This is a genomic window from Butyrivibrio sp. (assembly GCF_017635265.1).
Lineage (GTDB): Bacteria > Bacillota > Clostridia > Lachnospirales > Lachnospiraceae > Butyrivibrio.
Map to the genome: position 1 here is coordinate 1 of NZ_JAGBLU010000088.1, position 26,371 is coordinate 26,371.

Here is a 26,371-nt window from a genome sequence, read left to right on the forward strand (position 1 = left end):
CAAAAGCTGCCTGATATCTAATTTGTCATTTTCAATGTGCTATAAATGAATTAGCTTTATTAAGGTTACCCAAAATGCAGGTAATGGCTAATTTCTAACATTTTCAATTTACTCCTTGACATTTCTTAGCTGGACTTTTCTGTGAAATGATAATCAATGTGATTGTAGGGGTTCAGGAAGAACATATTGCAATGCTCGATCCAGTTATTGAGGCGTTAATAAATACTATAATTGCTACTGTTGAAAAATGTGGCATGGAAATAAAAACTATCAATGATGAAATAATGATTGTAGAAAAGAATGCTGTTGCAATTGAGGTAGCAGATAAAGTGCCTGAACTAGCAGATATCATTATTGAGTATAATCATTATTTGCTGAAGGGAGACTTGAATCGAAAGAAAGAATTACTGAAAAGGATTGCAGATGCGCTAGAACCTGAACGAAAAGAACTAAATGGAATAAACAAATCTGCGACAGACGATTTTTTCTTTATGGTGAATAATTGGAATATTCGTCACAATAATTGCAATCCTAATGATGCGAAGAATTATAATTCCAAATTTGATAGTTTCAGTACCGCTCAGAAAGAAGAATGCTATGACCTCGTTTACGAACAGGGATTGGCGCTCTATGTTATGAAAGAGCAATTGGGGAGAACCAAGAAGATAGATTCGCTGAAATAAAGTCACTTGTATTCGATTACTGGAAGCCCACAAGAAGGCGGCTGAGAAAGCCTCACCTAATTGGATGGTTTTTGACACTCGTTTCAGAGTGATTTTTATTTTGGATTTGTGTTTAGCTTGTAACTTAAGAAAGGCCTAGATGAAGAAAGAAAATAATATTCCTTCAAAAGAATTTATAGATGCTGTAGCATCTGCATTTGGAAAACCATATGATGATCGGATAAAGAATACATCACATCCCTCGTTATCAGAACTTGCAAATAAATTCGATACCTCTACTGTTAGAATCCGAAAAATCCTAATTACACGTGGATTATTCAGTACTACAATTATAAGAAAAGTCATACGACTAAGGAATGCGGATAAAAGTATTGAAGATATCTGTAAGCTTACCGGATTAAAGCCTGCAGCGGTGAAGGCTTCATTACCTTATGAGAAAGGCATTTACAATATTGATCCGAAGACTTCTCTAAGAGTGCGCGTTGAAAGGAATAGTACATCGTTACTTAAATAACTGGACCAAATTCTTGTCTGCTTACTCGATAGCACAGTTCCAAAAGCCTCGACATAGCCCGCTATGCCTGCGCTTTTGAAACTGCACTCTCGGGCAAGCATACTTCGAATTAGGCCAGTTATTTTGCGAACGATGTAATAGGAAACGTAAGACTGCAATTGTTAATTTGAGGGATCTGATTGAAAACTGCTCCAGTGATGATTTTTCATCGTGTTTTGATGCTCTTTGGGATTGTGTAGTTCTTTATCAGGTATATCCCTTCATGACAAGCGGCATATGTGGTAAAGGTGCTGTTAAGTTTAGGTATTCACTTAAGGTTTCTTCACGCACAGGAGAGGCAACAGATGAAATCGTTATTGATCGGAAAGAACATTCTAAGTATTACCAGATCTACAATAGAACTTGCTTTTATTAATGCTATGAAAGAGCAGGAGATAGCTGGATGTGTTAAAGGGCCAAAGAAACTGGGGTGCTTTGGCGCGAGTTATTTGTATGGGATGTTTTTAAAATGGGAAATATTTATAAATTATTGATACCACAAGACATTGGTGCCCTGCATGATGTGAAAAGACTTAGTTCCGGAGAGAAATATGACGAACTCCCAAACTTCGTATCAATTATCATACTCTCATATGATCCATTTTTAGCTGGTGATATGTACTATGAAGCCAGTACAATTCTTACCACACATCCTGATATAGACTATGATGATGGCATCAGCCATATTTTTCTGTACTGTAATGGCAGACCTAATTTTGATTCGCATGATAGCGCTATCAATCTTTCTCATGAACATAGTAAAAAACTTCAGGAAATGCTAAAATACATAGTATCGGGACAGAAAACGTCTGCTCCTAATAATGAGATTGATGCAATCGAAGATATCGTTGCAAAAATAAAGAATTGCAAGGAGGTCATCGATGAGTTTATGAGACAATGGGCTATAGGCAATTTGCAAAATATAGAACGCTATAGAGTTTTTTGGGGGATAAAGGACTAATGGAAAAAGTTATATACGAAAATCCGCTGTCTTGTAAAGAAGACATAAACGGATTTATTTTGGAGGGAAAGGCCAATATAAGCTTTCCTGAAGGCGTAATGAGGATGGAAAATGCATTATCTTCAGAAGAAGGGCAGAAGGCCAATTATGTTTTGTGGTGTCCAGAGGAGTTTCCGTCTGATGTTAAGATTGAATGGGAGTTTAGACCTATAAAAGAGCCGGGACTTGCCATAATGTTTTTTGCAGCCAAAGCAAAAAATGGAGATAGTATCTTTTCAGAAGAATTGAGTAAAAGAACAGGGGAGTACAAACAGTATCACAGTGGTGATATTAATGCTTTTCATGTTTCGTATTTCAGGCGAAAAGAGCCGGATGAGAGGGCCTTTCATACCTGTAATTTAAGGAAAAGCTTCGGCTTTCATCTGGTGGCACAGGGAGCAGATCCGATTCCGGATGCTTCTTTTGATTCACAATGGTATACTATAGCTGTTGTCAAAAACAAAGAGATGGTATCTTTTTACGTCAATAATCTTAAGATATTTGAATATGTTGATGACGGCGTCACCTATGGTGAAATGCTTAAGGGAGGACACATAGGATTCAGGCAGCTTGCTCCAATGATCGCGGAGTACAGGAATCTAAAGGTCTCCATATTGGACTAAAAGGGGAATAGTTATTTTCTTATGCTAAAAAACATTGGCTATAAATATAGGGTACTTATGGCGATAACACTACTCATGATTGTAGTAGTGTTATCTTTTGGTGTCGTTTTTTTTAAGGGGCAGCTTGACAGAAATACTCAGTTAAAAAGTTCTGAGCTTGCCAAAGATACAGAAAATATCATGGCAAGTATAGAAAACAGCCTTTTAACTGTGCATAAGTATTATCTGGCTACTGAGTCTAATGACGAAGTAAGATTTCTTGTGGAAAACGATGTGGATTACAACCAGGTAAGTGCCATTACAAAGGGGACAGAGACACTTGCCGGAAAAAACATAGTGTCTGACTACGTATCTGCCTATACGCTGGTGAACTTTAAAACAGGAACGGTTCTGGGCAGCAGAGGAAGATACTCTACTACAGAGGTAGTGAATCTGGAAGTACTTACGCAGCTCTATGATGCTTACAGAGAGACATATACCAAAAATCTCTGGGTATATGTTGATGGAGAGGCGCCTGATAAGAATTCAAGGCAGTATCGAATGACTGTTCCTGTAAGTGGCCTTGATCTTGTACTTTTTGCACCATTTTCTGAAGTCATTCCATATTCACTTATTATAGTTAATATTAATTTAAATCAAATAACAAGTGACCTTAATAATCAGCTCCATGAAAATGAGGATGCACTGCTTTTATCATCGGATGGCGAAATAATCTTTTCAACTGACAGTAGTATCAATGATGCTCTGCTATTTGCAGAAGAGGGCGGATATAACCATGTGAGAGCACTTGACGGAAGAAAACTATATGTAAGCAGTAGGAAGTCTGATATTGGAGGACTTAGGCTTATTGTCTCGTATGATGCGGACGCGTCAATTGCCTTTGAATGGACCTATCTTATGATGTTTGCTGTCATAATACTTTTACTTCTTCTGGTAGCTGCATTTGTATTCAGAAGCATTTATAAACCTATCAAAACGGCAGCTTTGGAAGTATCGAGGAACAATGATCAGAATCTAAAGCCCGGCGAAGACGAGCTTAAGTATCTGACAAACAGCATAAAGAAGCTGGATAGTAAAAATACTGAGCTTATAAATCAGACATCTGTTTTGTTTGCCACAAGGCTTTACAGGGATGAACTTACTGAAAAAGAAATTGATCAGTATCTGTACAGATTGTCGCTGTCTGATAAAATTCCTCCTAAATTCAGGATATTAACTTATGTACTGAAACCATTGGGAGAAGAAGCTACTATTACGTCTGAAGAAGATAAGCGTATTTGCAATGAGATCATCGATGAATTCAGATATATGTTCAAGGATGAGGAAGTTCTGCCTCCGGTTTATTATGCAAAAGGCGTTGTGGCTTTTCTTCCCGGGGATGACAATGAGACAGAGCGTGAAAATGTCTATAAAGTTTACAATACAATGACTCAGTTCGTGTATGAAAAATATCACATGAACATAGGAGTCGGGATAAGTGCGGTTACTTCGGATATACATTTTGTCAATAAGGCATACATGGAGAGCGTTCAGGCACTTCATTTTGGTAAAATTGATAACGGAAGTTATCTTAGCCATTACAGACAGGAAGCCGGAATGGGAGAGCTAAGGTATGACGAGGAAAGTGCAAAAGTTCTTCAAAAGAGCCTTAGAAAAGGGGACAAAGAGAAGGCGTATGAGATAATAGATGAGTTCTTTAAAAGCCTTATCGAAAAAGATTTAAAAAGAGAAAGCGCTATTCCCGTACTGATGCAGCTTGTAAATGACATTATTTTTGAAGCTCAAGGCTCAGGCGCCGGGACCGGTGTATTCAGGGAAACTCCGGGGCAGATTTATTCAGCCATAATTGATTATCGCGACCTTAACAGAGTAAGGAAGTACGTTAAATTCAACATGATTGATCCTCTTATTCATTATCAGAATGAAGTTATAGACAGTCAGGCTGGGAATATTATGATGGCTATCGAACAGCTTGTGGAGGAAAAAGAGGGCAACATTACATTAAACGAGTGCTCTGAAATACTTAGTTACCATACATCTTATATCTGGAGGATTTTAAAAGAAGAAAAGGGAATGACTTTTACCGAGTATATAGAGAAGTACAAGCTTGATATGGCAAAAAAGCTTTTAAAAGAAACAGATATGACAGTTGGAGCCATAGCTGAGCGACTAAACTATACCAATGCCCAGAATTTCATCAGATTTTTTAACAAGATGGAAGGCACTACTCCCGGCAAATATAGACAGGCAATAAAGAATGAGCAGTAAGATACCGAAAGGTAAAAATCAGCAGTAAATTACTGATTTTAACAACTATAATCATTATATTGATATAGCATTATACACAAAAGATTACTCTAAAAACGCCCTATTAATTGGGCGTTTTTCTTTTGCAAGAAAATGATTATAGACGTAATTTATGTAAAATTTATATAATTTGCTCATGCGGCAGGAGAAAAATAAAACGAAACCTGTCAAATTTACGAAAACGGGAGGTTGACATGGCTGATAGCGTAGAAAAGCGAAAAGGCTATCGCAAGATCGTCACTTCGGAGGGCAAAGTCTTTTATACTAAAGATCCTGGATTTTTAGCATATATGATGAGACATAAGGGATTATACCTTATGCTTCTTCCTGGACTTATCTACTTTATAATGTTTAGATATGTGCCCATGGGAGGACTGGTCATTGCATTTAAAAATTATTCTCCATTTCAGGGAATATGGGGAAGCCCATGGGTGGGACTGGATAATTTCAAGCAGTTCTTTTCCAATCAGGACTTTTTGATACTACTTAGAAATACGTTGGGAATTTCATTACTGCAGTTGGTATTTTATTTCCCGGCGCCAATTATATTGGCACTTTTACTTAATGAAATAAGACATAGCTGGTATAAGAGGACAGTACAGACATTTATCTATATTCCTCACTTTGTATCATGGGTTATAGTAGCCAGTCTATCTTATCAGCTTTTCAACACCAATGATGGTCTTATCAATATGTTGATTCAAGCTATTGGAGGCTCTTCAGTTCCTATTCTTACAAGTGGTAAATATTTCTGGGGACTTATAGTAGGACAGGATATCTGGAAAGAGACAGGTTATGGAACTATCATTTATCTTGCAGCGCTTGCTGGTGTAGATCAGGAAATGTATGAGGCTGCAAGGGTTGATGGTGCCGGCAGATGGCAGATGATGTGGAATATCACACTTCCTGCAATCAAAGGTACAGTTATCATAATGCTGATCCTTAGAGTGGGTTCTATTCTTAATACAGGATATGAGCAGATATTCCTTATGAGAAATGACCTTAACGTCGCATTCGCTGAAGTGTTTGATACCTTCATTTATACAAGAGGTATTCAGAACGCGCAGTATTCATTCTCTACCGCAGCAGGTATGTTTAAGTCTATCGTTGGAATGATAATGGTTCTGGGTGCTAACTGGACAGCTAAAAAAGCCGGCGAATCAGGAATCTATTAAGAAAGGAGGAAGAAATACTAATGGCAGCAAATACTAAAGCGTTAAAAACAGGCTCGCACGGCATAAAAATGAGCCTTGGTTACAGAATAACCGACGTTATCATATATACTTTAATGGGACTCGTTGGAATATTTACACTTCTTCCTTTCCTTTATATTGCAGCTGGTTCATTTGCCACAGACAGAGAACTTACAGAAAGAGCATTCTTCATTATTCCAAGGGTCTGGTCGTTAAATGCATATAAGTATGCGATAAACAACGGAAACATTCTTTTGGGACTTAAGAATTCTGTAATACTTACCTTTTTTGGAACGATTGTTAACATGTTTTTGTCCACAACTTTTGCTTATCCTCTTTCAAAAAAGCATTTCAGGGGCAGAAATTTTGTTTTAAACATGGTAATCGTTACAATGCTTTTTTCAGGCGGAATGATACCCACATTCATGGTACTGAGAGCATACGGGCTTTATGATTCATATGCGGCACTTATACTTATCGGCGCTATAAGCCCATTTAACATGATCATTATAAAGAACTTTTTCCAAGAGCTTCCGCTTGAACTTGAGGAAGCGGCTTATATTGACGGAGCCAGTGAGATAAAGACATTTATTACAATAGTACTGCCTCTTTCAAAACCGGTTCTGGCTTCAATATCTCTGTTTTATGCGGTAGGATATTGGAATGATTACTTTAACGCCATGATCTACCTTTCATCGGCAGATAAGTACACAGTTCAGATTATGCTTAGAAATATTGTCCTGAAGGCAAGTGCTATAACAGATGTTATGATGGATTATTATGACTCAAACGGTGCACCGCCTGATAAGGCAGTAAAGATGGCGACTACGGTTATCGCCACAGTGCCGATCCTTGTAGTATATCCTTTTGTACAGAAATTCTTTACAAAGGGTGTGATGGTGGGTGCTGTGAAAGGCTGAGAGCACTTAACGAGATTTTTACCGAGTTTAGTGCGAACGTGTTAAACCAAGCGGAGCGAGGTTTAACTTCCTTATTGATAATCAAATAAAGATTATATAATTTTTTTCTTAAGGAGGAACCAAATGAAAAAGAAACTATTAGCAACATTACTTAGTGCAAGCATGGTTTTGGGGATTGCAGCTTGCGGATCCGGTGCATCCACTACAACCGGCACAGACACACAGCAGACAACTACTGACAATGCACAGCAGACAGAAAGCACAGCTACTTCAGCTGCTTCAGAAACAGCAGCTGCTGAAACTCCTGTTGAGTATCCAACAGTAACATTTATGACAATCGATTTTAACTCCGGTGCTTCTAATACTGGTGACTATGCAGAACAGACAATGGAGGCGCTTGAGTCACATACCGGCATAGATGTAGATGTCCAGTGGGTACAGAGTGATGTACTTGAAGAGAAGGCTACACTTGCAATGCAGGATCCAAGTTCTATGCCTATGATCATGACCTGGAACGGTTCAGTTACAGGTACAGTTGTAACAGCAGCCAAGCAGGGAGCTTTTGTTGATCTTACAGAGTATTTAAAAGATACTGAGAAGTATCCAAATCTTTCAAAACAGAATGCAGACGTTGCAAAGTCACTTACAGTTGACGGCAAGCAGATCGGTATTTACAGAGCACGTGTACTTGGAAGATATGGTGTATCCTATCGTCAGGACTGGGCAGATGCTCTTGGAATATCTGAACCAAAGACAATTGATGACATTTACAACATGCTCTATCAGTTCACATATGGCGATCCTGACGGAAATGGCAAGGACGATACAATCGGTCTTGAAATGACATCATACACAGGTCCTTTTGATATCATGCAGACATGGTTCGGCGTAGGTAACGGTTGGGCTGAGGTTGATGGCAAGCTCATTCCTGTATGGCAGCAGCCTGAGTACCTTGAGGCTCTTAACTGGTTCAAGAAGCTCTATGATGAGGGACTTATGCCTTCAGACTGGGCATCACGTACAACAGATACATGGTCAGACGGATGTAAGAACGGTGAAAACGGTGTTTACATCGACGTTCTTGATGGCGGAAGACGTGTATGGGATTACTTTGTAAACAATGAGATTCCTTCAGTTACAGATGCTTCTCAGTTTGCTTCAATGAATCTTCTTAGCAATATCAACGGCAAGACAATGGCTACATCAGGATATAACGGATACTTCACACTTTCTGCTTCAACATGTGACACACCTGAAAAGGTAGAAGCAACCCTTACATTCCTTGACAAGATGTGTGATGAAGAGATGCTTGTTCTTACAAATTTTGGTCTCGAAGGCGTAAACTATGAAATTAACGCAGATGGAAACGTTGTAAGACTTGATAATGGAGATGATGCACTTAAGGCTAACTACAACGGACTTAACCAGCTTGTAGCTTACATTCCTAACCTTGAGTCAGAGCTTTCAGAGGAAAAGACAGAGCGTCAGCTTCTTGAAGCTGAAGTTAAGGCTGATGCAGAGCAGTACGCTGTTATCAATCCTGCACTTCCTTACCTTATCAACTCAACAACATATGCTTCACAGGGTAAAGACCTTGATGACAAGATTTCACAGGCTCGTACACAGTACATCTGTGGTGAGATTGATGAGGCCGGATTAAAGGCAGCATGGGATGATGTATTAAATCGTGGATATTCAACAATTATTGAGGAAGTTAATGCACAGTACAAATAATTAAGATTACAAAGGCGGGCCGTCGCATTTTATGCGGCGGCTCAATTTTTAAAGGGGAGAAGCATGGAACTTAAGAGATTAGAGGGACTGGCAAAGTCAGGATATACAAGCTTTGGAAGTATGTGGGAAAAGGGAAAGGTGACTTCTGACAAAGCTTTTTTCTCATTAAAAGGTGATAACGGGGACGTGCCTGTTCAGTCAAAGGTTTTATCATACTGGCCGGATGGAAGTGTGAAATGGGCTTGTCATACAGCTCTTTCAGACCTTATGGGAGAAAAAGTCTCACTGGATATTGCTTTGAATCAAGGGCTCGGAGAAGAAATTCAGGTAAGTGAAGATGACGAAAAAATAAGAATTGAGGCAGGAAGCTTAAAGCTATGCGCCTGCAAAAAAGGAAATTATCTTTTCAAGGATGTTTATTTAGACAGTAAAAAAGTGCTGAATGAAGCAACCTGCGAGGCTTTGATTGAAAGCAGAATCGACGATCTTAATGTGCATGTGGAAATGTATATAGGGCTTATTAAAAGTGCCAAAGTGGTTGAAAAGGGAAGTCTTAAAGCTGTAATTAAGTTTGAAGGGGTGCATGTTTTAGAAAAGGATCCTGAAGTAACAAAGCTTCCATTTTCAATTTACATGGAAGTTTATAGGGATAGTAGTTCTTTTAAGTTTACACATACTCTTTTCATAGATATTGATGAGGAAAAAGAGGCTATTAAAGGAGTTGGGATTAACTTTGTTTCAGAAACTAAAGGCCCACAATACAACAGGCATGTTAAAGCACTTGTTGATAACGGAACTTTCCATGAAACGGGAGCTATGCTTCTTTGCTGGCATCCAAGAGTTGCACCTGATATTTATCATGATCAGATCATGGGGAAAGAGCTTCAGTTTGATGACGGAGCACAGGAAGGGCGCGATGCTTTAAAAGCTTCAATGGAAATGCCTGTATGGGATGAGTGGCGCCTTTTTCAGGATAGCAGTGAACACTTTTTGATAAGCAAAAAAACAGGAAACGAAAATGTCTGTTATATTGATGGACTTCACGGCCACAGAGCAAAGGGAGTATTGGCTTACGGAAGTGAATCGGGTTCCATAACACTTGCTCTTAAAGATTTCTGGCAAAAGTATCCGTCTACACTGGCTGTAAAGGGACTTTCAAAGGAAAAAACAACCGGTACGATCTGGCTTATTCCGCCGGATGCAAAGGCAATGGATTTTAGGCACTATGACACAAGGGGCTATTCCCAGACTTACTATGAGGGATTTGATGTATTTGGAGCAAGTGCCATAGGAATAGCCAATACTTGTGAATATAGCATAGGATTTTCAGATGAGATTATTCCTGATGATGAAGCTTTGGATAAGGCATACAATGAAGTTCAGTACAGGGCTCTTTATATGGCTGATCCTAAATATTACCATGAGCTTAGAGCCTTTGGATTCTGGAGCCTTAGGTCAAGAAATACAGAGGCTGAAAATTGGCTGGAGAATCAGCTTGATGCAGCTTTTGAGTTTTACAAAAATGAGGTTGAAGTCAGGAAGTGGTACGGAATGTTCAACTACGGAGATTTCATGCATACCTATGACAATGAAAGGCATTCCTGGCGCTATGATATGGGCGGATATGCGTGGCAGAATACCGAACTTGTGCCAACATTCTGGCTGTGGTTTTACTTTTTAAGAACCCAGAGAGCAGACGCATTTATTATGTGTGAGGCTATGACAAGGCATTGTTCTGAAGTTGATGTATATCACTTTGGCAAATATAAGGGACTTGGTTCGAGACACAACGTAAGACATTGGGGATGTCCCTGCAAGGAGCCCAGAATAGCCATGGCAGGTCATGACAGGATGTATTATTATCTCACGGGTGACCCAAGGATACTTGATATTTTTGAAGAAGTTAAGGACGCGGATTTTGCAACTATTGAGACGGATCCCCTTAGATTTTTCTTTGACAAAAAAGATATGGTTTACCCAACCCACGCCCGTACAGGCCCGGATTGGAGCAGCTTTTGCTCAAACTGGCTTACCTGGTGGGAGGTTAGCAGGGATGAAAAATATCGCAAAAAGATTTGCACAGGTATAGAAGATCTTAAAAAGACAAAGTTAAAGCTTTTGTCAGGAACTGATTTTGAGTATGATCCAAAAAGCAGCCACTTACGCTATATCGGAGACAGAGCTACAGGCGGAAGCCATCTTTCAATATGTCAGGGATCCGAGCAGACATGGCTTGAAATGACACTTCTTTTGGATGATCCTGATTGGGATAAAATGCTTGCGGATTATGGATGCTTTTATCCATTAAGTAATGAGGAGCAAAACAGGATAACCGGTGGACTTATTGGAGGCAGGCAGTTTTCATATCCTTTTATGGCAGCGGGAGTAATTGCCTATGGTGCTCATTATTACAAGGATGAAAGACTTGGCAGGAAGGTGTGGGAAATCATTAAAGATAGCCTTGATACAGAGCTGGGACAAAACTGTATAGAGACCATCGAGGTTAAAAATGCGGGAAATCAGGCTGTTTTAAATGAAATCCCCAAAGTTTCAACCAATGTTTTTGCACAGTGGTGTCTCAATGTTATAGTGGCACTTGAATTTGCAAAAGAGTACTTACCTGAGAGCTTTTAAATGATAAGTGAGCAATAATTTTTTACAAAAAGGAAATGAAGATGAAAAAAACAACAATTTTTCTGGCAGGTGATTCTACAGTTCAAAGCTATAAAACGAAGGATTTTCCCCAGTGCGGCTGGGGCGCCATGCTCTGGAAGTATTTTAGCGATAAGGATGTAGTAGTAACTCATCCAATGGACACGGAATTTGATAATGTCACAAGGTATGAAATGGCTGATCTGGTAATTGATAACAGGGCAATGGCAGGAAGAAGCTGCAAAAGCTTTTTTGACGAGGGCAGATGGGCTGACCTGTTAAAAAATGTGAGTGAAGGAGATTATGTTTTGTATCAGTTTGCTCACAACGATGCCAACAGGGAAAAAGAGGAAAGATTCATTTCTCCCGAGAATTACAAGGAAAAGCTTATAAGAGATTATATAAATCCTGTTTTGGAGAAAAAGGCTCACCCCGTGCTTGTTACAGCCATAGCCATGAAAGATTTTGATGATAAGGGCAGGTGCAGGATTTCTTTTCCCGAGTATAGAGAAAAGTGTCTTGAAATCGGAAGTGAACTTGGAACAGATGTAATAGATTTGGGTAAAAAAACCGCAGATTATAATACAGCAATAGGGGAAGACGCCTGCAGAGAGATTTATATGAATCTGCGCCCTTTAATGTATCATGTAAGCCCTGATGGAAAAGAGGATAACGCCCATCTTCGGGAAGAGGGAGCTTTTATTTATGCCGGTTTTGTTTATGAAGAACTAAAAAAGCTTTTGTGATTTGGAGATAAAAATATGGGAAAGAGTGAAGATTTAAAGCGCGGCCTTGTGGCAGTTAAGACTAATACCGGGATTTTTTTATCATGGAGATTGTTTAAGTCTGAGGTAAACGGTTATACCAAAACAGGCCTTAGCGGCGCTGACTTTAAGGTATATAGAGATGGAGAGCTTATAGCTACGGTAAAAGACTCCTCAAACTATCTTGATACCAAGGGTGATGAAAACAGCAGGTATTATGTGGAAAGCTACTATGAGGATGAAAGCCTTGAGGAAAAAGTAAAAGCTTTAAATACCAGAGCTTATGGAAAATCTGAAGAAGTATCTGCTTTTAAAAGCGGGGAAAATTATATTGATATTCCTGTTATGAGACCTGAAGGAGGCGTTACACCTGCAGGTGAAAAGTTTGAATATACTTTAAATGATATGAGTGTAGGAGATGTGGACGGTGATGGAGAGTATGAGTACATCGTTAAGTGGGATCCGACCAACTCGCACGATGTATCAATAAAAGGCTATACAGGAAGATGTATTTTGGATTGCTACAGGCTTGACGGAGAGCTTCTCTGGAGACTTGATATGGGACCCAATATCAGAGCGGGTGCCCATTACACCCAGTTTATGGTCTTTGACTTTGATGGGGACGGAAAGGCCGAGATGGCTGTCAAAACAGCTCCGGGAACGAAGATGACAAGATACAGCGGGGGAAAAGAGATTTCTTCGTCGTACATTACGCTTCCTGATAAAGATGTGAAAAAAGGCGTCACAAATCAGGACAATTATGTGGCATCTGCATCAGATTACAGAGAGCATCTGGTAAAAATGTTTATGGGCTGGAGAGAGCATACGGAAGTAAAAAAAGGAAACTGGCCCGGCACATTGGAAGAATGCTTTGATATTCCCGTAAAGTATGAGTACCCTCTTTCTAAAGATGATGCCGCAGAACTTGTAGACTTTTTTATCAATGATTATGCAAGGAAGAGAAGTCCAAAGAACGAGCTTGATAAGTTTGAAGGCTTCATTTATGAGGGACCTGAATACCTTACCATGTTTTCAGGAGATGGAAGAGAGCTTTCCACAATTGATTACCCTTTTAAAAGAGGTGATGACGGGCTTATGTGGGGAGACTACTGTATGCCAAGGATTGAACCCTGCAACCGTGTAGACCGCTTTTTGGCAGGAGTTGCCTTCCTTGACGGGAAGCGCCCGAGCCTTGTTATGTGCAGGGGATATTACACCAGAACAACACTTGCGGCATACAACTTTGATGGCAGGAATTTTATTCCTTTATGGCAGATTGATTCCGGTCACGTTCCTATGAAGAATCCATTTAATGACAATCCTCATGCGGGAGTCGGAACAGATCCTGTCTACGGAGTATTGGCAGGACAGGGAGATCATTCTCTTTCTGTTGCGGATGTGGATGGTGATGGCAGGCAGGAGATTATATACGGTGCGGCCTGCATTGATGATGACGGAAGTGTACTGTACTCAAGTTATGACTATCTTCCCGATGGAACCTATGCCAAGATGGGGCATGGAGACTCTATGCATGTAGCCCACATTGATCCCGACAGAGAGGGATTCCAGATATTTAACGTGTTTGAGGGGGCAGAAGCCGCTCCTTACGGATATGCCCTCAGAGATGCTGCTACAGGTGAAGTTATACGAGGTGTAGACGCAGATGGTAATGATACAGGAAAGTTTGGGGTATTTGCCACTACTGATCTTGGAAGATGCATGATAGGTGACATTGATCCGAATGTAAGGGGACTTCAGTGCTGGGTAAATGATGTCTATTCCTGCAAAGGACAAAAGCTATCCCACAAGGCACCATCTACCAATCAGGCCATCAGATGGGCAGCAGATCTTTCTACTCAGGTTATTGACGGAGCTGATTACCTTAAAGGTGTGCACAGAGGTGTTATTAATGATATTACCCATGGGGTGATGCTTGAGCCCAAAGGAACACTTACAAACAACGGAACTAAAGGTAATCCCTGTCTTGTGGCGGACCTGTTTGGGGATTTTAGAGAAGAAATAGTACTTAGGCTTGAAGATAATAGTGCCCTTAGAATATACACAAACGCTGAGATAACAGAACATAAGCTATATACACCTATGGATGATCCTATGTACAGAACAGGTATAGCATGGCAGAATAACTGCTATAATCAGACCTGCTATACCAGTTACTATTATGCCTCTGACATGGATTTTTCCAAGGTTCCCCTTGAATAAATACTTTTCCAGTATTTTTCCGCAGCGTCCATTTTCTTTGCAATTTTTTCCTGAACCGGCTCGGGAGACTGGGTAAAGAGAGCGTTTAGGCTATCAACGGCATTTGTTCCGAGCGTGTCATGGACAAAAGGTTTATAGTCATCTGCAGCGTGCCAGAATTTTATTTTTGCGGCGAGAGCATTACTTGGGCTCTCGTCGTATTTTTTTGCAAGAGCATATGCCTGATCAATGCTTTTTTTCATGGCTTCATAATCCTTGATGCAGGATAAGAACATGCCTTTAAGCGTCAGCAGAATAGATTTCATTTTCAAAAAGTATCCGGAATTATTATCTGTGGTCATATCAATAAGACCTATGCACCAGTCCATAAGTTCTATGGCTTCACGAATATTCTTTTTCTGATCTGTGCACACAAGGGCTATAGCCATGCTGGTGGAAAACTCATAGCTGTGTAAGAAAAAAGTGAATAAAACCCTTGTAAATCTGTCAAGGGATTCAGCCAGGCTTCCTGAGTGCATTAAAGCTCTTGCTATATCAAGATCGGCGATTCCCATGTAGTTGATTTTTTTCAGATCATCAAGGGCACCCTTAGGGTTACTGGAACTCTTGAGGCGAGCTATTGTAAACCTGATAGAGAACTCACTTATATCGGGGTCTGTGTTTTGAGAGATAAAAGAAATAGATTTTTCAAGCAGTTCTATGGCTTTTTCTCTGGCAGCGTTGTTCATTTCATGACTTATAGCGTAAAGAACAGTATATAGCTGAGCACATGCATAAATAATCTTAAAGCTTCCCGGATATCGCACAAGGGCTTTATCGGCTTCATTTTTTGCTTCATCGTACTTTTGGCTGTTGGTGAGCTTTTTGATCTTTTCCGACAGATCGTCTATGCTTTTTGAGGATAAATTGTACCCAAGGAGTACATCCATGGATATGTTGAAAAAGTCCGCAAGCTCCATCATTGTCATTATGTCAGGAACAGTGTTTCCGCTTTCCCATTTTGAAACGGCACCTACTGTTATATTGAATGCATCAGCCAGCTGTTCCTGAGTAAGATTCATTTCCTTGCGATATTTTTTTATGTTTTCACTAAGTTCCAACTTCATATCCGTTACTTCCTTTTTTATTGATCATGCAGCTTCATCGAGGTTTTCTTTTATCTCAAGATCAGGCTTTGTAATGCTGACGGCCACAAGAACGGCAAATACAAATGCTGTACATACGATCATCATGTTAAGTGTTCCGACTTTTGCTACCAGAGCGCTTACAAGGAGGGAACCTATAGGCATGGCAGCTGTAGCTGATGCGTTGAAAACAGCTGATGCTCTTGCCATATATTCTGTTTCCACACTTTTCATAAACTGTATGCTTAAAGTTCCGCCTATAAGAGAAACTGCCACCAGCATAAGGAAAAAGCTTGTTCCGAGCATTGCGTAGCAGTATATTTCATTGCCGCTTACCAGTTTTCCTAAAGGAACGAGAGCAACACCGATTGTCAGAACCACCATTCCTGAGATGGTTGTCCAAAGAGGGGTGAGTTTTCTTAAAACATACGGTAAAATTGCGGCACCAATGATTCCGCCAATAGATGACAACACGCCGGCAAAGCTTAAAAGCTCACTTCCCATTCCAAAGATATCACCGGCAATCGGAGCCTGAAGGGCATCCAACGGAACCAGCATGAAATTCAGTGCCACGCATAAAACACAAAAGTTCTTTACAGCTTTAGTTTTAAGTACATATTGGAAACCGTCCTTCAAAATGACAATGAATTCCTGGATGGCTCCCTGTGAATGTTTCTGAGCCTTGTCTGTAGTGGGTGACACTTCTTTTTTTTCCTTAATCAGTGCTATCAATACTGCTGATATAAGGTAACTTGAAAGGTCGATTGTCATGGCAAAATCAGCGCCAAATACTGTAATGATCACACCTGCAATGCCTGTTCCCACTAATGTGGCCGCTTTTGAAAAAATAGTGTTAATGCTCATGGCATTTGTCATGTGCTCTTTTTCTATAGTCTGTGCAGAAAAGGCGGTGGAAGCAGGCAGGTTAAAAGACTCCACTGTTGTTATGGCAAGGGTGAATATGGCAAATATTATGGGAGTAGCCATGCCAAGTTTATAAATAAGAATGAATGAAGAAAGTATAGCTGCGCGCAGAAAATAAGTGGTTACAACTACTTTCTTTTTGTCCAGCTTTTCTATGAGAGCTCCTGCAAGGGGCTGAACAAGCACGTTTGGTAAATAGTTCAGGGCAAAAACAAGTGCTGACCAGGCTGCGCTGCCTGTTATCTGATATATGATCCAGGTAAAAGCAATTGCATCAACCGAATCTCCAAACCTGTCTATAAAGTTGGCAAGAAGAAGTTTTATGTATTTTTCTTCTCTGAAAATTTCTTTGTAAATGCTTTTTTTATTTTCCATGGCTAAAGCCTCCCTGATGTGTTTTGCGGGCCGTTTATAGCGGCTGCGGAATACTTGTCGATGGTTTTAGTATAGGTGAATTCTTTTGATTAAATAATACCGCAGTTGTATGTGTCAGGAAAGAAAAACTTTCCTGATGGGAAAGTGACTTTTATTTATTTATACAGAGGTGGAAGATGCTCGGGACTTGCTGCAATGCTTGGAACGGCCTTAAAGCTTCATCCCAGGATTGCAGTATCGGAAGGCGCAATGCACCCTGAGAAAAAATATCGCGGAAAGCCTCACAAATACGTTTTGGATTATGTAAAAGATATGGAGCAGGATCTTTTAAATGCCAGAAATGACAGAGTATTCATAACCCATTCCGGCTGTGATAAAGAAATTGTCGACTCTGTGAGAGACTACCTTGGCAGTCCTGGAGTATTCAGAGAAATACATGAAACAAGAGCAGGCTCCGTGGTGTCATCTCATTGCGGCCCGGGTACTTTGGGAGTGTTGTTTATTGCAAAGTGATATTAATTGTTGTAACTATATTCTTTCCTCCCCCAATCTACATTATCATTGAATTATTTAAAAGGTACATGAGCACCGGTAAAAGAAACTACGGCAACAAGTTTTTCAAGATCATCTGTAACAGTAACTTCAAAAAAGCTGTTTCTTTTGCCGTCTTTTAAGAGTCTGGCTTTAGCAAAAAGCTTTGTTCCTTTGGACGCAGACATGAAATTTGCCTGACCTACAAGGCTTACGGTGGCGCAGTCTTTTCCAAAGTTTGATGCGACTGCGAAGGCAAAATCCGCCAGCGTATATATGGCACCGCCCATTATTCCACCGTAGGCATTTTTATGCTTTGATGTCAGGAGCATGCTGCACTTGGCATAGTTATCACCGACTTCATCTATTTTTGCGCCTGATAGCTCTGTGGCGTAAAGATCTTTTGAAAATATTTCTCTGGCTTCTTCAAGTTTTCCCAAGGTAATACCTCCAATAATCAGTTTTTTACAGGATTTTCTCTTATATAGTCCATAGCTTCAATGTATCCGTTAAGACCATGACCATATATTTGTTTGTGACAAGAAGGGGCAGTTACAGAAACTTTGCGGAATTCCTCACGGGATTGGATATCTGAGATATGAACCTCAACCTTTATCACTTTTTCAAGGCTTTTTAAAGCATCATGAATAGCATAGCTATAATGGGTGTAAGCGCCGGGATTTATTACGATTCCGTCGGTTCCGTCGCTGTATGCATCCTGAATTTTGTCTATGATTGCGCCTTCGTGGTTTGATTGGAAAATTTCCACCTCATCGCCGCAGGCGGATGCATTTTCTTTTATCATATTGCAGAGAAACGAATAGTCCTGATTGCCGTAGACTGCTTTTTCTCTTATTCCAAGGAAATTCAGATTTGGTCCGTTGATTACAAGTATTTTCATCTTTTATTATGTCTCCCCTTTAATTTTCGTTACAGGTTTGCTTTAGATTGGTAACGAATTTGCTGATATATAAAAATGATTATAAAGAAAAATAATCGCAAATAAAAGTAGGTAGATAATATGTTTTATCTTGACTATAAAGTTAGTTGGCGCTAACATAATCCTTGTAAATCTGTTGCATGATGCTAACTAAAAAACGTCATGGCAGCCAGCTTTTTAGTAGATGGTAAAAAACAATATAACTGTATTGACATACAATGATTTCAGAGAAGAATATGAAAATAATAAAAGCTATACCATTTATGGCAATTATGATAAATGAATACGAGAAAAAATAAAAAGGGACCGCGAGGTCTCTTTTATTTTTTTTAGTTACCAAAAGTAAATTCTGATAACTGACAATTTGGGAGGGTGTTATGCCAAGAGATAAGACAGCAAGTCATATCAAGGTGATAAAAGCAGCAAAAAAAGAATTTATGGATAACGGATTTGAAAAAGCTTCGATCCGTGAAATAGGAGCACGGGCCGGAATAACTTCGGCTGGATTATATAGACACTGCAAGGATAAAGAAGATCTTTTTTGTCAGGTTGTAAATCCCGCTATAGAGGCTCTTGATGATTGGATTGATAATCATATTTCCAATTCATACAGGAACGTTGAAAGTGGTGATTTTGAAGGGCTTACGAGCCAGTCAGAAATCGATATGATTCGGGAAGTTGCTGTTTCGCATCGCGATGAATTTAAGCTGCTGATGCTAAAGAGCTCCGGCACAAGATATGAAAATTTCATGGCGCAAATGGTAGATGCTCACGAAAACAAGATGTGGGAAGGCCTTGAATACCTTAAGCAGCATGGATTCAACGTCAAATATGTCAATAAGGACGAGCTGCATATCTTGATAAGTGCTTATATGACCGCGTTGTTTGAACCAATCATTAAGGACTATCCGGTCGAAAAAATCAATCACTATTTATCTACAGTCGAAAACTTTTTTATGCCGGGGTGGCATAAAATCTACGGGCTGTAATTGTATGGGAAAGGAGTATTGTTGTGGAAAAAGAAAAAAAACAAAGTTCATTGAGCCGGCTTTTACATTATGCCGGCAATCACAAGTATTTGATGTATGCCTCATGGGTATTGGCGACAATATCTGCATTTATTGCACTTGTGCCTTTTTATTACATTTGGCTGATCATCAAGGAAATCGTCGAGGTAAGACCTGATTTTTCCAATGCTGTAAACATACAGGCAAACGGATGGTATGCGGTTCTCACATCTTTTCTTGCTTATGTTATCTACATAGCAGGTCTTATGTGTTCTCACAAAGCCGCATTTCGTGTGCAGTCCAATATGCAAATGGAAATGATAAACCATGTAATGAGGATTCCTCTTGGGTACATAGAGTCGCAGGGAAGCGGCAAAATTCTCAAAATCATATCCAAATCAAGTACGGCTACAGAAACATATATAGCTCATAATCTTCCGGATAAAGCAGTTAGTTATGCAACCCCTGTGGGACTCATAGCCATGATGCTTTTTTTTGACTGGCGAATCGGTCTTGTATGCCTTATTCCGGCTCTTTTGGCTTTTTTAAGTATGGGCAGCATGATGGGAAAAGCTATGAAGCAGGCCATGGCAGAATATCAGGACTCACTTGAAACAATGTCTGCTGAAGCTGTTGAATATGTCCGTGGAATTCCGGTTCTCAAAACTTTTGGACAGACTGTTTATTCATTCAAACGTTTTAAAACAGCAATTGATAAATACGAAAAATGGACAATTGCATATACGATCAGCATGACTATGCCTATGGTTTTATTTACTACTTTTTCGAATGGTATATTTGCTGCAATTGTCATATGTGCATATGTTTTTGGCACAAGAGCGGTAACGGACATGCTTGTGTTCAATATTCTTTTTTATGTAATTATCACGCCTATACTTACTATGACTCTTATGAAGGTAGCTTATGCAGGCGAAAGTCAGATGATTGTTATGGATGCACTTGGCAGGATGGATGACCTGCTTGATGTCAAGCCGCTTGATGAAACTGACAATCCAAGGAAACCTGCAGACAGCAGCATTAGTATGGAAAACGTATTTTTCAGATATCCTGATTCTGATGAAAATGCCATTAATGGCATGAGCATGCTCATTAAACCGGGACAGCATATTGCCTTTGTGGGACCAAGCGGCGGAGGAAAGACCACAATAGCTTCTCTTGTTGCAAGGTTTTGGGATGTCACAGACGGCAGTATATCCATAGGTGGTGTAAATGTAAAAGACATTTCGACAAAAGAACTTATGAAGTATGTTTCCTATGTTTTTCAGGACAGTAAGCTTCTTAAAATGTCCATCATAGATAATGTAAGGCTTGGAAAAAAGGACGCGTCAGAAGAAGAGGTTATGCAGGCTCTTCGGGATGCAGGATGTATGGATATTATAGAGAAATTCCCGAAAGGTATTCACACTGTTATAGGAAGTGAAGGTGTTTATGTATCAGGTGGGGAGGCTCAGCGTTTGTCGATTGCAAGGGCTTTTCTTAAAAATGCTCCGATACTGATTCTTGATGAAGCTACTGCTTTTGCCGATCCTGATAATGAATATAAGGTCCAGCAGGCATTTGCGAGATTGTCAAGAGATAAGACTGTAATAATGATCGCACACAGGTTGTCTACTGTGGTTGATGCGGATTGCATCTATGTACTTAATGATGGCAGGATTCAGGAATCCGGTACGCACAAGCAGCTCCTTGCCCTTGGCGGAATGTACAGTCACATGTGGACAGAATACAACAAGACTGTTAAATGGAAGGTAGGTAAAGCGTCATGAGTATAACAGATACAATTCAGCACAAATATGCACTTTCGCATCAAGGTGCCAAAGATATGGAAAAAGCTTTTGCGGCCTGCACGTTATCTAATATTGTCCTAATGCTTCCGGTGGGGATTTTATACACATTGTGCGGTGATCTTTTTGAAGGCATTCTTCCGAAAAATAAAATAGTTTTTTACACTGTAGGATGTATTGTCTGTCTGTTTCTTATTGCAGTAACAACCTTAATTCAGTACAATGCTACCTTCTACACCACATATATAGAAAGCGGTGTTCGAAGGCGTGCACTTGCCGAAAAGCTAAGGAAACTGCCACTGTCTTTTTTTGGTAAAAAAGATCTTGCAAATCTGACACACACTATTATGAGCGACTGCGCTCTTATTGAAACAGCTTCTTCTCACTGGCTCCCGGAACTTGTTGGCGCCATGATTTCAACTGTGGTAGTTGTTGTGGGGCTGTTTTTAGTCGACTGGAGAATGGCTCTTGCGGCTACTTGGGTTATGCCAGTTTCATTCTATGTTGTGTTAACTTCAAAAAAACGAATCGGTAAGATGAACCGTATGGCGAGCAGGTATAGTGTCGCCTGCGAAGAGGGAATTCAGGAGGCACTTGAGACTCTCAGAGATCTTAAGGCTTATAATGCACAGGATTCCTATTTGGACGGGCTGAAAAGAAAAATCAAAAAGGTTGAAAAGCATAACATTGTACTTGAGTTTTCCAATGCTGCGTATGTTGCCAGTGCTCAGATGTTTCTAAAGCTTGGTATTGGTACGGTTGCAGCTGTTGGGGCAGGTCTTCTTGTAAGGGGAGAAGCTGATATATTAACATTTTTTATGTATCTGCTGGTGGTATCGCGCATGTACGAGCCTATGCAGATAGCACTACAAAATCTGTCAGCAATGATTTCCGCAGATGTTCCTTGCGAGAGAATGGATGAAATTCTGTCGCACAAGGAACAGACAGGAGTAGAAGAGCTGACTAATAAGGGCTTTGACATCGAGTTTAAAAATGTAAAATTTGCTTACGAAGATGGTGAGACAGTACTTGAAGATGTCAGCTTCACGGCAAAGCAGGGTGAAGTTACTGCACTCATCGGTCCAAGTGGTGGCGGCAAAACTACTGTATCAAGGCTTGCTGCCAGATTCTGGGATATTGCAGAGGGTGAAATTACCGTTGGCGGAATGAACGTTGGAAAGATTGATCCTGAAACCCTGCTATCCATGTATTCTATTGTGTTTCAGGATGTCACTCTGTTTAATAATACTGTTATGGAGAATATTAGAATCGGTCGTAAGAGCGCAACTGATGAAGAAGTTATGCAGGCTGCAAAGCTTGCTCACTGTGACGAATTTATAAAAAAGCTCCCGGAAGGCTACAATACTGTAATCGGGGAAAACGGTTCAGAGCTGTCCGGCGGTGAACGTCAGCGTATCTCCATTGCAAGGGCTTTTCTTAAGGATGCACCAATTATTCTGCTTGATGAAGCAACAGCTTCTCTTGATGTTGATAATGAGTCTGTAATTCAGACTGCCATATCAGATCTTATCGCCAGTAAGACAGTTCTTATTATTGCTCATCGTATGCGTACAGTTGACGGCGCCGATAAAATCGTTGTCTTAAAGGACGGATATGTTGCTGAATCGGGCTCTCCGTCAGAACTTCGCTCAAAAAACGGCATTTACTCTCATATGATACACACACAGCTTGAATCGGAGAATTGGAAAATTGAGGGAACCGGAAAAATCAATGCCGCAAGTGCTGCCGGAGATTACAGGATGAATGCGTGAGAACGGGGGACGGCTTAGTCTCTGACCTGTAAAAAAAGACATATTTATCAGCTTTCTGTTGGCTTGCATTATTTTTTTAAATAGGTTAATATCATTCTATTGAACTTAATAACTATTAATTCATCGGAGGGTGAGTCGTTCCGGAAATGACGAGCTGGATAAGATGACTGGTTGAGATGCCGGTTTCTTATCCGGCTTTTTTTGGAGGTAATACATATGGCTGAACAAAAGAATTTTACAGAAGGGAAAATACTTGCTCCACTACTGGGGTTTGCGATTCCTGTACTTTTTGCATTGTTTCTGCAATCACTTTATGGAGCTGTTGATCTTATGATTGTAGGCAAATTTGCAGAACCTGCTGATGTATCCGGGGTATCTACAGGTTCACAGATCATGATGACACTTACGAACCTGGTAAGTTCTTTATCCATGGGCATGACCGTATTTTTGGGACAAAAAATAGGTGAAAGAAAAGCTTCTGAAGGAGGGAAAATCGTAGCAAATGGAATAATGCTGTTTTTGGCAATAGGTATTTTCCTTACAGTGTTTATTTCATTATTTGCCGGAAACCTTGCAAGTATCATGAATGCACCTAAAGAGGCTTATGATCTGACGGTTTCTTATATAAGCATATGTGGTGCAGGAGCAGTTGTAATAATATCTTACAACCTGATAGGAAGTATTTTCAGAGGAATCGGAGATTCTGTCACTCCGCTTATAACTGTGCTTATAGCGTGCATCTGCAATATCATAGGAGATTTAATTCTGGTTGCCGGATTTGACATGGGAACTAAAGGAGCAGCCATAGCAACTGTAGCAGCACAGCTCATAAGTGTTTTGATTTCTTTGGTGCTGATCAGTAAAAAAGAACTACCATTTAAACTCGATAAGACATGCTTTAAAGTTGAAAAAAAGATCATCAAAAAGATAGTGTTTATCGGAGCGCCGGTTGCTTTGCAGGACCTTCTTGTGGGTATTTCTTTTTTGGTTATTCTGGCTATCGTAAATTCTCTTGGCGTAATTGCATCTGCAGGGGTGGGAGTTGCTGAAAAAGTTTGCGCATTTATTATGCTGATCCCTTCAGCTTTTGCACAGTCGATGTCTGCTTTTGTATCCCAAAACAGAGGCGCAGGCAAGTATGATAGGGCGTTTAAGGGGCTTAGATATGCTATTGGAGTATCCTTCATATTTGCAGTACTTATGTTTTATACAGCTTTTTTCCACGGAGATATTTTATCCGGAATTTTTGCAAAAGATACAGAGGTTGTTGCTGCTTCCCAGGATTACCTTAAGGCATATGCTGTTGATTGCCTGTTTACTTGTTTCCTTTTCTGTTTCATTGGTTTTTTCAATGGAATGGAGTATACAAGATTTGTTATGATTCAGGGTATAGTTGGAGCATTCTTTGTTAGAATTCCTGTGTCCTACATAATGAGTAAAAGAGAGCCTGTGTCACTCTTTCATATAGGACTGGCAACACCGTGTTCGACAGTTACGCAGATTGCGATGTGCTTTCTCTGTCTTTGGATCTTGAAAAGGAAGTTGAACAGATAATATACTTGTAGTATCAAATTCGGAAGCAACAATTCATTTTTATTAAACAGGACTTCAGAATATGCTGTTTATATTCTGTTTGATTTTTTGGATGAAGGAGGAATGGCATGATAAATTGCAGTGTATATGCTCCATGCAGATGAAAATATTTGTATGGAGGATAAATAATAATGAAAAACAGAATAAAGGAATTAAGAGATTTTTACATAATCTGGCTCACACAGAGTCTGTCACAGCTTGGTAGTGCAATAACAGGATTTGCACTGACGTTGTGGATGTATGAAAAGACAGGATCTGCGCTTAGTACAGCAGCACTAAGGATCTGCACATATGCGCCGTATGTCATTATGAGCATTTTTGCCGGAGCAATAACAGATAAATTCGACAAAAAGAAAACCATGCTCATATGTGATCTTTTTGCGGCGCTTACGACTATTGCTGTATTTGTGTTATACAAAACCGATACTCTGTCAATGTGGCATTTATATGCGATCAATGCGTTTTCAGGTCTCATGAATACTGTTCAGCAGCCTGCATCAGAAGTGACATATTCACTTATTGTTCCCAAAGAGCATTATCAGAAGACCAGCGGTTTTCAGCAATTGTCCCGTTCACTTATTTCAATTGGGAATCCGCTAATATCTGCAGCACTTTATGGATTAGCCGGCCTTGATACAGTTATTGCTGTAGACCTTCTGTCTTTTGCTATTGCATTTGTGGCGTTATTGTTCTTTATAAAATTGCCTGAGGTTCAAGATGGAGCAGGCAAGGATGAAAATGTGATCAAACTGGCAAAGGAGGGGTTAAGGTTTTTAAAAGATACTCCGCTAATACTTACCGTAATACTGTTTATGGCGGGGGTTAACCTGACAGCTTCAGTTTTTGACGCAGTACTCCCTGCACTTGTCATACCTCAAAAAGGTAACAATGTGTATGGAATCGTAACGGCATGCTCAGGAGTGGCCATGGTTGCAGGAAGTTTTCTTCCGATGATTCTGCCCAAGCCCAAGGACAGAGTAAGAGTAATATACCTCACAATGCTTTTTGCACTGGGAATAGAAAACTTTTTACTGGCATTTTCAAGAAGTTTGGGTTTATGGTGTATTGCACAGATAATAGGATGGGTGTTCGTACCACTTATGGCAGCCAACCAGAATGTGATAATGCGAAATGTCATTCCGATCGAGCTTCAGGGAAGAGTATACGCTTGCAGAAATACTCTGCAGTTTTTCACTATTCCCATCGGTCTTTTCCTTGGGGGATTTTTTGTAGACAAAATCTGCGAACCGTTTATGGCACTTAAAAGTGATGATCCATTCTGGACTTTTCTTTTCGGAAGCGGAAAGGGCTCAGGTGCCGCAATGATGATGTTTATTCTTGGCGTGACAGGAACAGCCATCTGTATAATATCCGGTCAGATCATGAAAAAATATAAATATACTGAGTAAGACTCTTGATTTGAATTTCAGTGTAAAACAGACCATTTAAGTGAATTAGATGGTCTGTTTTTATCATTTATGATCCTGTTTGCCAAAATATCATCTGACCAGTTACAGTTCAGACCCTAGCTTGAGATAAGAAGACCGGTAGACTACACTTGATTCATCAAGTCGATCTACCGGCCTTTTGTCTATCGAAGATCTTCGATACGCTGTCATATACGCTGGATTCTGGATCCTGTCTTAATGAC

At 40.0% G+C, this 26,371-nt stretch carries 22 protein-coding genes; 18 read left to right on the forward strand and 4 right to left on the reverse strand.

Going from position 1 to position 26,371, the window contains the following annotated elements; genetic code table 11:
- Positions 1-146: 146 nt before the first annotated feature.
- The 12 genes from J6O61_RS10000 to J6O61_RS10055 all read left to right on the forward strand — a co-directional run bounded on the left by J6O61_RS10000 (position 147) and on the right by J6O61_RS10055 (position 14,649).
- Entirely contained in the window at positions 147-683 is a 537-nt protein-coding gene (locus tag J6O61_RS10000; protein WP_292212586.1) for a hypothetical protein, read from the forward strand.
- Positions 684-822: 139 nt separating this feature from the next.
- Positions 823-1,197 carry a hypothetical protein gene (locus tag J6O61_RS10005; RefSeq protein ID WP_292212588.1) on the forward strand — a complete coding sequence of 125 codons (375 nt, stop codon included), beginning with the start codon at positions 823-825 and terminating at the stop codon, positions 1,195-1,197.
- Between the two features lie 344 nt (positions 1,198-1,541).
- Complete coding sequence (locus tag J6O61_RS10010; RefSeq protein ID WP_292212590.1) at positions 1,542-1,730, forward strand: hypothetical protein; 189 nt, start codon at positions 1,542-1,544, stop codon at positions 1,728-1,730.
- Entirely contained in the window at positions 1,706-2,197 is a 492-nt protein-coding gene (locus J6O61_RS10015) for a hypothetical protein (protein ID WP_292212592.1), read from the forward strand. Before J6O61_RS10010 ends, J6O61_RS10015 begins: the two co-directional genes overlap by 25 nt.
- Positions 2,197-2,859: a DUF1961 family protein gene (locus tag J6O61_RS10020; protein WP_292212594.1), complete on the forward strand. Its 663-nt coding sequence runs from the start codon at positions 2,197-2,199 to the stop codon at positions 2,857-2,859. Before J6O61_RS10015 ends, J6O61_RS10020 begins: the two co-directional genes overlap by 1 nt.
- 21 nt (positions 2,860-2,880) lie before the next feature.
- Positions 2,881-5,127 (forward strand): AraC family transcriptional regulator, encoded by a 2,247-nt coding sequence (locus tag J6O61_RS10025; protein ID WP_292212596.1) that lies wholly within the window; start codon positions 2,881-2,883, stop codon positions 5,125-5,127.
- A 233-nt stretch (positions 5,128-5,360) separates the two neighbouring features.
- Positions 5,361-6,341 (forward strand): ABC transporter permease, encoded by a 981-nt coding sequence (locus J6O61_RS10030; RefSeq protein WP_292212598.1) that lies wholly within the window; start codon positions 5,361-5,363, stop codon positions 6,339-6,341.
- Between the two features lie 20 nt (positions 6,342-6,361).
- Positions 6,362-7,279 (forward strand): carbohydrate ABC transporter permease, encoded by a 918-nt coding sequence (locus J6O61_RS10035; RefSeq protein ID WP_292212600.1) that lies wholly within the window; start codon positions 6,362-6,364, stop codon positions 7,277-7,279.
- 123 nt (positions 7,280-7,402) lie between these two features.
- Positions 7,403-9,013, forward strand: a complete 1,611-nt coding sequence (locus J6O61_RS10040) for an extracellular solute-binding protein (protein ID WP_292212602.1) — start codon at positions 7,403-7,405, stop codon at positions 9,011-9,013.
- Positions 9,014-9,076: 63 nt separating this feature from the next.
- Complete coding sequence (locus tag J6O61_RS10045) at positions 9,077-11,647, forward strand: exo-rhamnogalacturonan lyase family protein (RefSeq protein WP_292212605.1); 2,571 nt, start codon at positions 9,077-9,079, stop codon at positions 11,645-11,647.
- 41 nt (positions 11,648-11,688) lie between these two features.
- The gene (locus tag J6O61_RS10050) at positions 11,689-12,411 is read left to right on the forward strand and encodes a rhamnogalacturonan acetylesterase (protein WP_292212607.1); all 723 of its coding nucleotides are present in this window, start codon (positions 11,689-11,691) and stop codon (positions 12,409-12,411) included.
- A 15-nt stretch (positions 12,412-12,426) separates the two neighbouring features.
- Complete coding sequence (locus J6O61_RS10055; RefSeq protein WP_292212609.1) at positions 12,427-14,649, forward strand: rhamnogalacturonan lyase; 2,223 nt, start codon at positions 12,427-12,429, stop codon at positions 14,647-14,649.
- On the opposite strand, the gene J6O61_RS10060 is transcribed toward J6O61_RS10055, so the two are convergent.
- Positions 14,607-15,755 carry a helix-turn-helix domain-containing protein gene (locus tag J6O61_RS10060; RefSeq protein WP_292212611.1) on the reverse strand — a complete coding sequence of 383 codons (1,149 nt, stop codon included), beginning with the start codon at positions 15,753-15,755 and terminating at the stop codon, positions 14,607-14,609. The two genes, J6O61_RS10055 and J6O61_RS10060, sit on opposite strands and share 43 nt — an antisense overlap.
- A 24-nt stretch (positions 15,756-15,779) precedes the next feature.
- Complete coding sequence (locus J6O61_RS10065) at positions 15,780-17,072, reverse strand: MFS transporter (protein WP_292212612.1); 1,293 nt, start codon at positions 17,070-17,072, stop codon at positions 15,780-15,782.
- A gap of 111 nt (positions 17,073-17,183) precedes the next feature.
- Here J6O61_RS10065 and J6O61_RS10070 point away from each other — a divergent pair, with 111 nt between their 5' ends.
- Entirely contained in the window at positions 17,184-17,585 is a 402-nt protein-coding gene (locus J6O61_RS10070) for a DegV family protein (protein WP_330613772.1), read from the forward strand.
- 53 nt (positions 17,586-17,638) lie between these two features.
- Here the strand turns inward: J6O61_RS10070 and J6O61_RS10075 are convergent, their stop codons facing one another.
- Together J6O61_RS10075 and J6O61_RS10080 are read right to left on the reverse strand one after the other, a co-directional pair.
- On the reverse strand, positions 17,639-18,043 hold the full coding sequence (locus tag J6O61_RS10075) for a PaaI family thioesterase (protein ID WP_292212615.1): 405 nt from the start codon (positions 18,041-18,043) through the stop codon (positions 17,639-17,641).
- 17 nt (positions 18,044-18,060) lie between these two features.
- The gene (locus J6O61_RS10080; protein WP_292212617.1) at positions 18,061-18,504 is read right to left on the reverse strand and encodes a type II 3-dehydroquinate dehydratase; all 444 of its coding nucleotides are present in this window, start codon (positions 18,502-18,504) and stop codon (positions 18,061-18,063) included.
- Between the two features lie 416 nt (positions 18,505-18,920).
- On the opposite strand from J6O61_RS10080, the gene J6O61_RS10085 reads away from it, so the two are divergent.
- The 5 genes from J6O61_RS10085 to J6O61_RS10105 all read left to right on the forward strand — a co-directional run bounded on the left by J6O61_RS10085 (position 18,921) and on the right by J6O61_RS10105 (position 26,129).
- Positions 18,921-19,532 carry a TetR/AcrR family transcriptional regulator gene (locus J6O61_RS10085; RefSeq protein ID WP_292212620.1) on the forward strand — a complete coding sequence of 204 codons (612 nt, stop codon included), beginning with the start codon at positions 18,921-18,923 and terminating at the stop codon, positions 19,530-19,532.
- Positions 19,533-19,624: 92 nt separating this feature from the next.
- The gene (locus J6O61_RS10090) at positions 19,625-21,337 is read left to right on the forward strand and encodes an ABC transporter ATP-binding protein (protein WP_292212631.1); all 1,713 of its coding nucleotides are present in this window, start codon (positions 19,625-19,627) and stop codon (positions 21,335-21,337) included.
- Positions 21,338-21,339: 2 nt separating this feature from the next.
- Positions 21,340-23,127 (forward strand): ABC transporter ATP-binding protein, encoded by a 1,788-nt coding sequence (locus J6O61_RS10095; RefSeq protein ID WP_334299804.1) that lies wholly within the window; start codon positions 21,340-21,342, stop codon positions 23,125-23,127.
- A 216-nt stretch (positions 23,128-23,343) separates the two neighbouring features.
- The gene (locus J6O61_RS10100) at positions 23,344-24,681 is read left to right on the forward strand and encodes an MATE family efflux transporter (protein WP_292212625.1); all 1,338 of its coding nucleotides are present in this window, start codon (positions 23,344-23,346) and stop codon (positions 24,679-24,681) included.
- Between the two features lie 170 nt (positions 24,682-24,851).
- Positions 24,852-26,129 carry an MFS transporter gene (locus J6O61_RS10105; protein WP_292212628.1) on the forward strand — a complete coding sequence of 426 codons (1,278 nt, stop codon included), beginning with the start codon at positions 24,852-24,854 and terminating at the stop codon, positions 26,127-26,129.
- Positions 26,130-26,371: the final 242 nt, after the last annotated feature.

Bases quoted from the DNA above. Each gene is read 5' to 3' on its own strand.
- J6O61_RS10020 (WP_292212594.1), top strand. From the start codon at position 2,197: ATGGAAAAAGTTATATACGAAAATCCGCTGTCTTGTAAAGAAGACATA.
- J6O61_RS10065 (WP_292212612.1), bottom strand. From the start codon at position 17,072: ATGGAAAATAAAAAAAGCATTTACAAAGAAATTTTCAGAGAAGAAAAA.
- J6O61_RS10090 (WP_292212631.1), top strand. From the start codon at position 19,625: ATGTATGCCTCATGGGTATTGGCGACAATATCTGCATTTATTGCACTT.
- J6O61_RS10085 (WP_292212620.1), top strand. From the start codon at position 18,921: ATGCCAAGAGATAAGACAGCAAGTCATATCAAGGTGATAAAAGCAGCA.
- J6O61_RS10030 (WP_292212598.1), top strand. From the start codon at position 5,361: ATGGCTGATAGCGTAGAAAAGCGAAAAGGCTATCGCAAGATCGTCACT.
- J6O61_RS10015 (WP_292212592.1), top strand. From the start codon at position 1,706: ATGGGAAATATTTATAAATTATTGATACCACAAGACATTGGTGCCCTG.
- J6O61_RS10040 (WP_292212602.1), top strand. From the start codon at position 7,403: ATGAAAAAGAAACTATTAGCAACATTACTTAGTGCAAGCATGGTTTTG.
- J6O61_RS10025 (WP_292212596.1), top strand. From the start codon at position 2,881: ATGCTAAAAAACATTGGCTATAAATATAGGGTACTTATGGCGATAACA.
- J6O61_RS10100 (WP_292212625.1), top strand. From the start codon at position 23,344: ATGGCTGAACAAAAGAATTTTACAGAAGGGAAAATACTTGCTCCACTA.
- J6O61_RS10045 (WP_292212605.1), top strand. From the start codon at position 9,077: ATGGAACTTAAGAGATTAGAGGGACTGGCAAAGTCAGGATATACAAGC.
- J6O61_RS10080 (WP_292212617.1), bottom strand. From the start codon at position 18,504: ATGAAAATACTTGTAATCAACGGACCAAATCTGAATTTCCTTGGAATA.
- J6O61_RS10010 (WP_292212590.1), top strand. From the start codon at position 1,542: ATGAAATCGTTATTGATCGGAAAGAACATTCTAAGTATTACCAGATCT.
- J6O61_RS10035 (WP_292212600.1), top strand. From the start codon at position 6,362: ATGGCAGCAAATACTAAAGCGTTAAAAACAGGCTCGCACGGCATAAAA.
- J6O61_RS10050 (WP_292212607.1), top strand. From the start codon at position 11,689: ATGAAAAAAACAACAATTTTTCTGGCAGGTGATTCTACAGTTCAAAGC.
- J6O61_RS10060 (WP_292212611.1), bottom strand. From the start codon at position 15,755: ATGAAGTTGGAACTTAGTGAAAACATAAAAAAATATCGCAAGGAAATG.
- J6O61_RS10105 (WP_292212628.1), top strand. From the start codon at position 24,852: ATGAAAAACAGAATAAAGGAATTAAGAGATTTTTACATAATCTGGCTC.
- J6O61_RS10055 (WP_292212609.1), top strand. From the start codon at position 12,427: ATGGGAAAGAGTGAAGATTTAAAGCGCGGCCTTGTGGCAGTTAAGACT.
- J6O61_RS10000 (WP_292212586.1), top strand. From the start codon at position 147: ATGATAATCAATGTGATTGTAGGGGTTCAGGAAGAACATATTGCAATG.
- J6O61_RS10005 (WP_292212588.1), top strand. From the start codon at position 823: ATGAAGAAAGAAAATAATATTCCTTCAAAAGAATTTATAGATGCTGTA.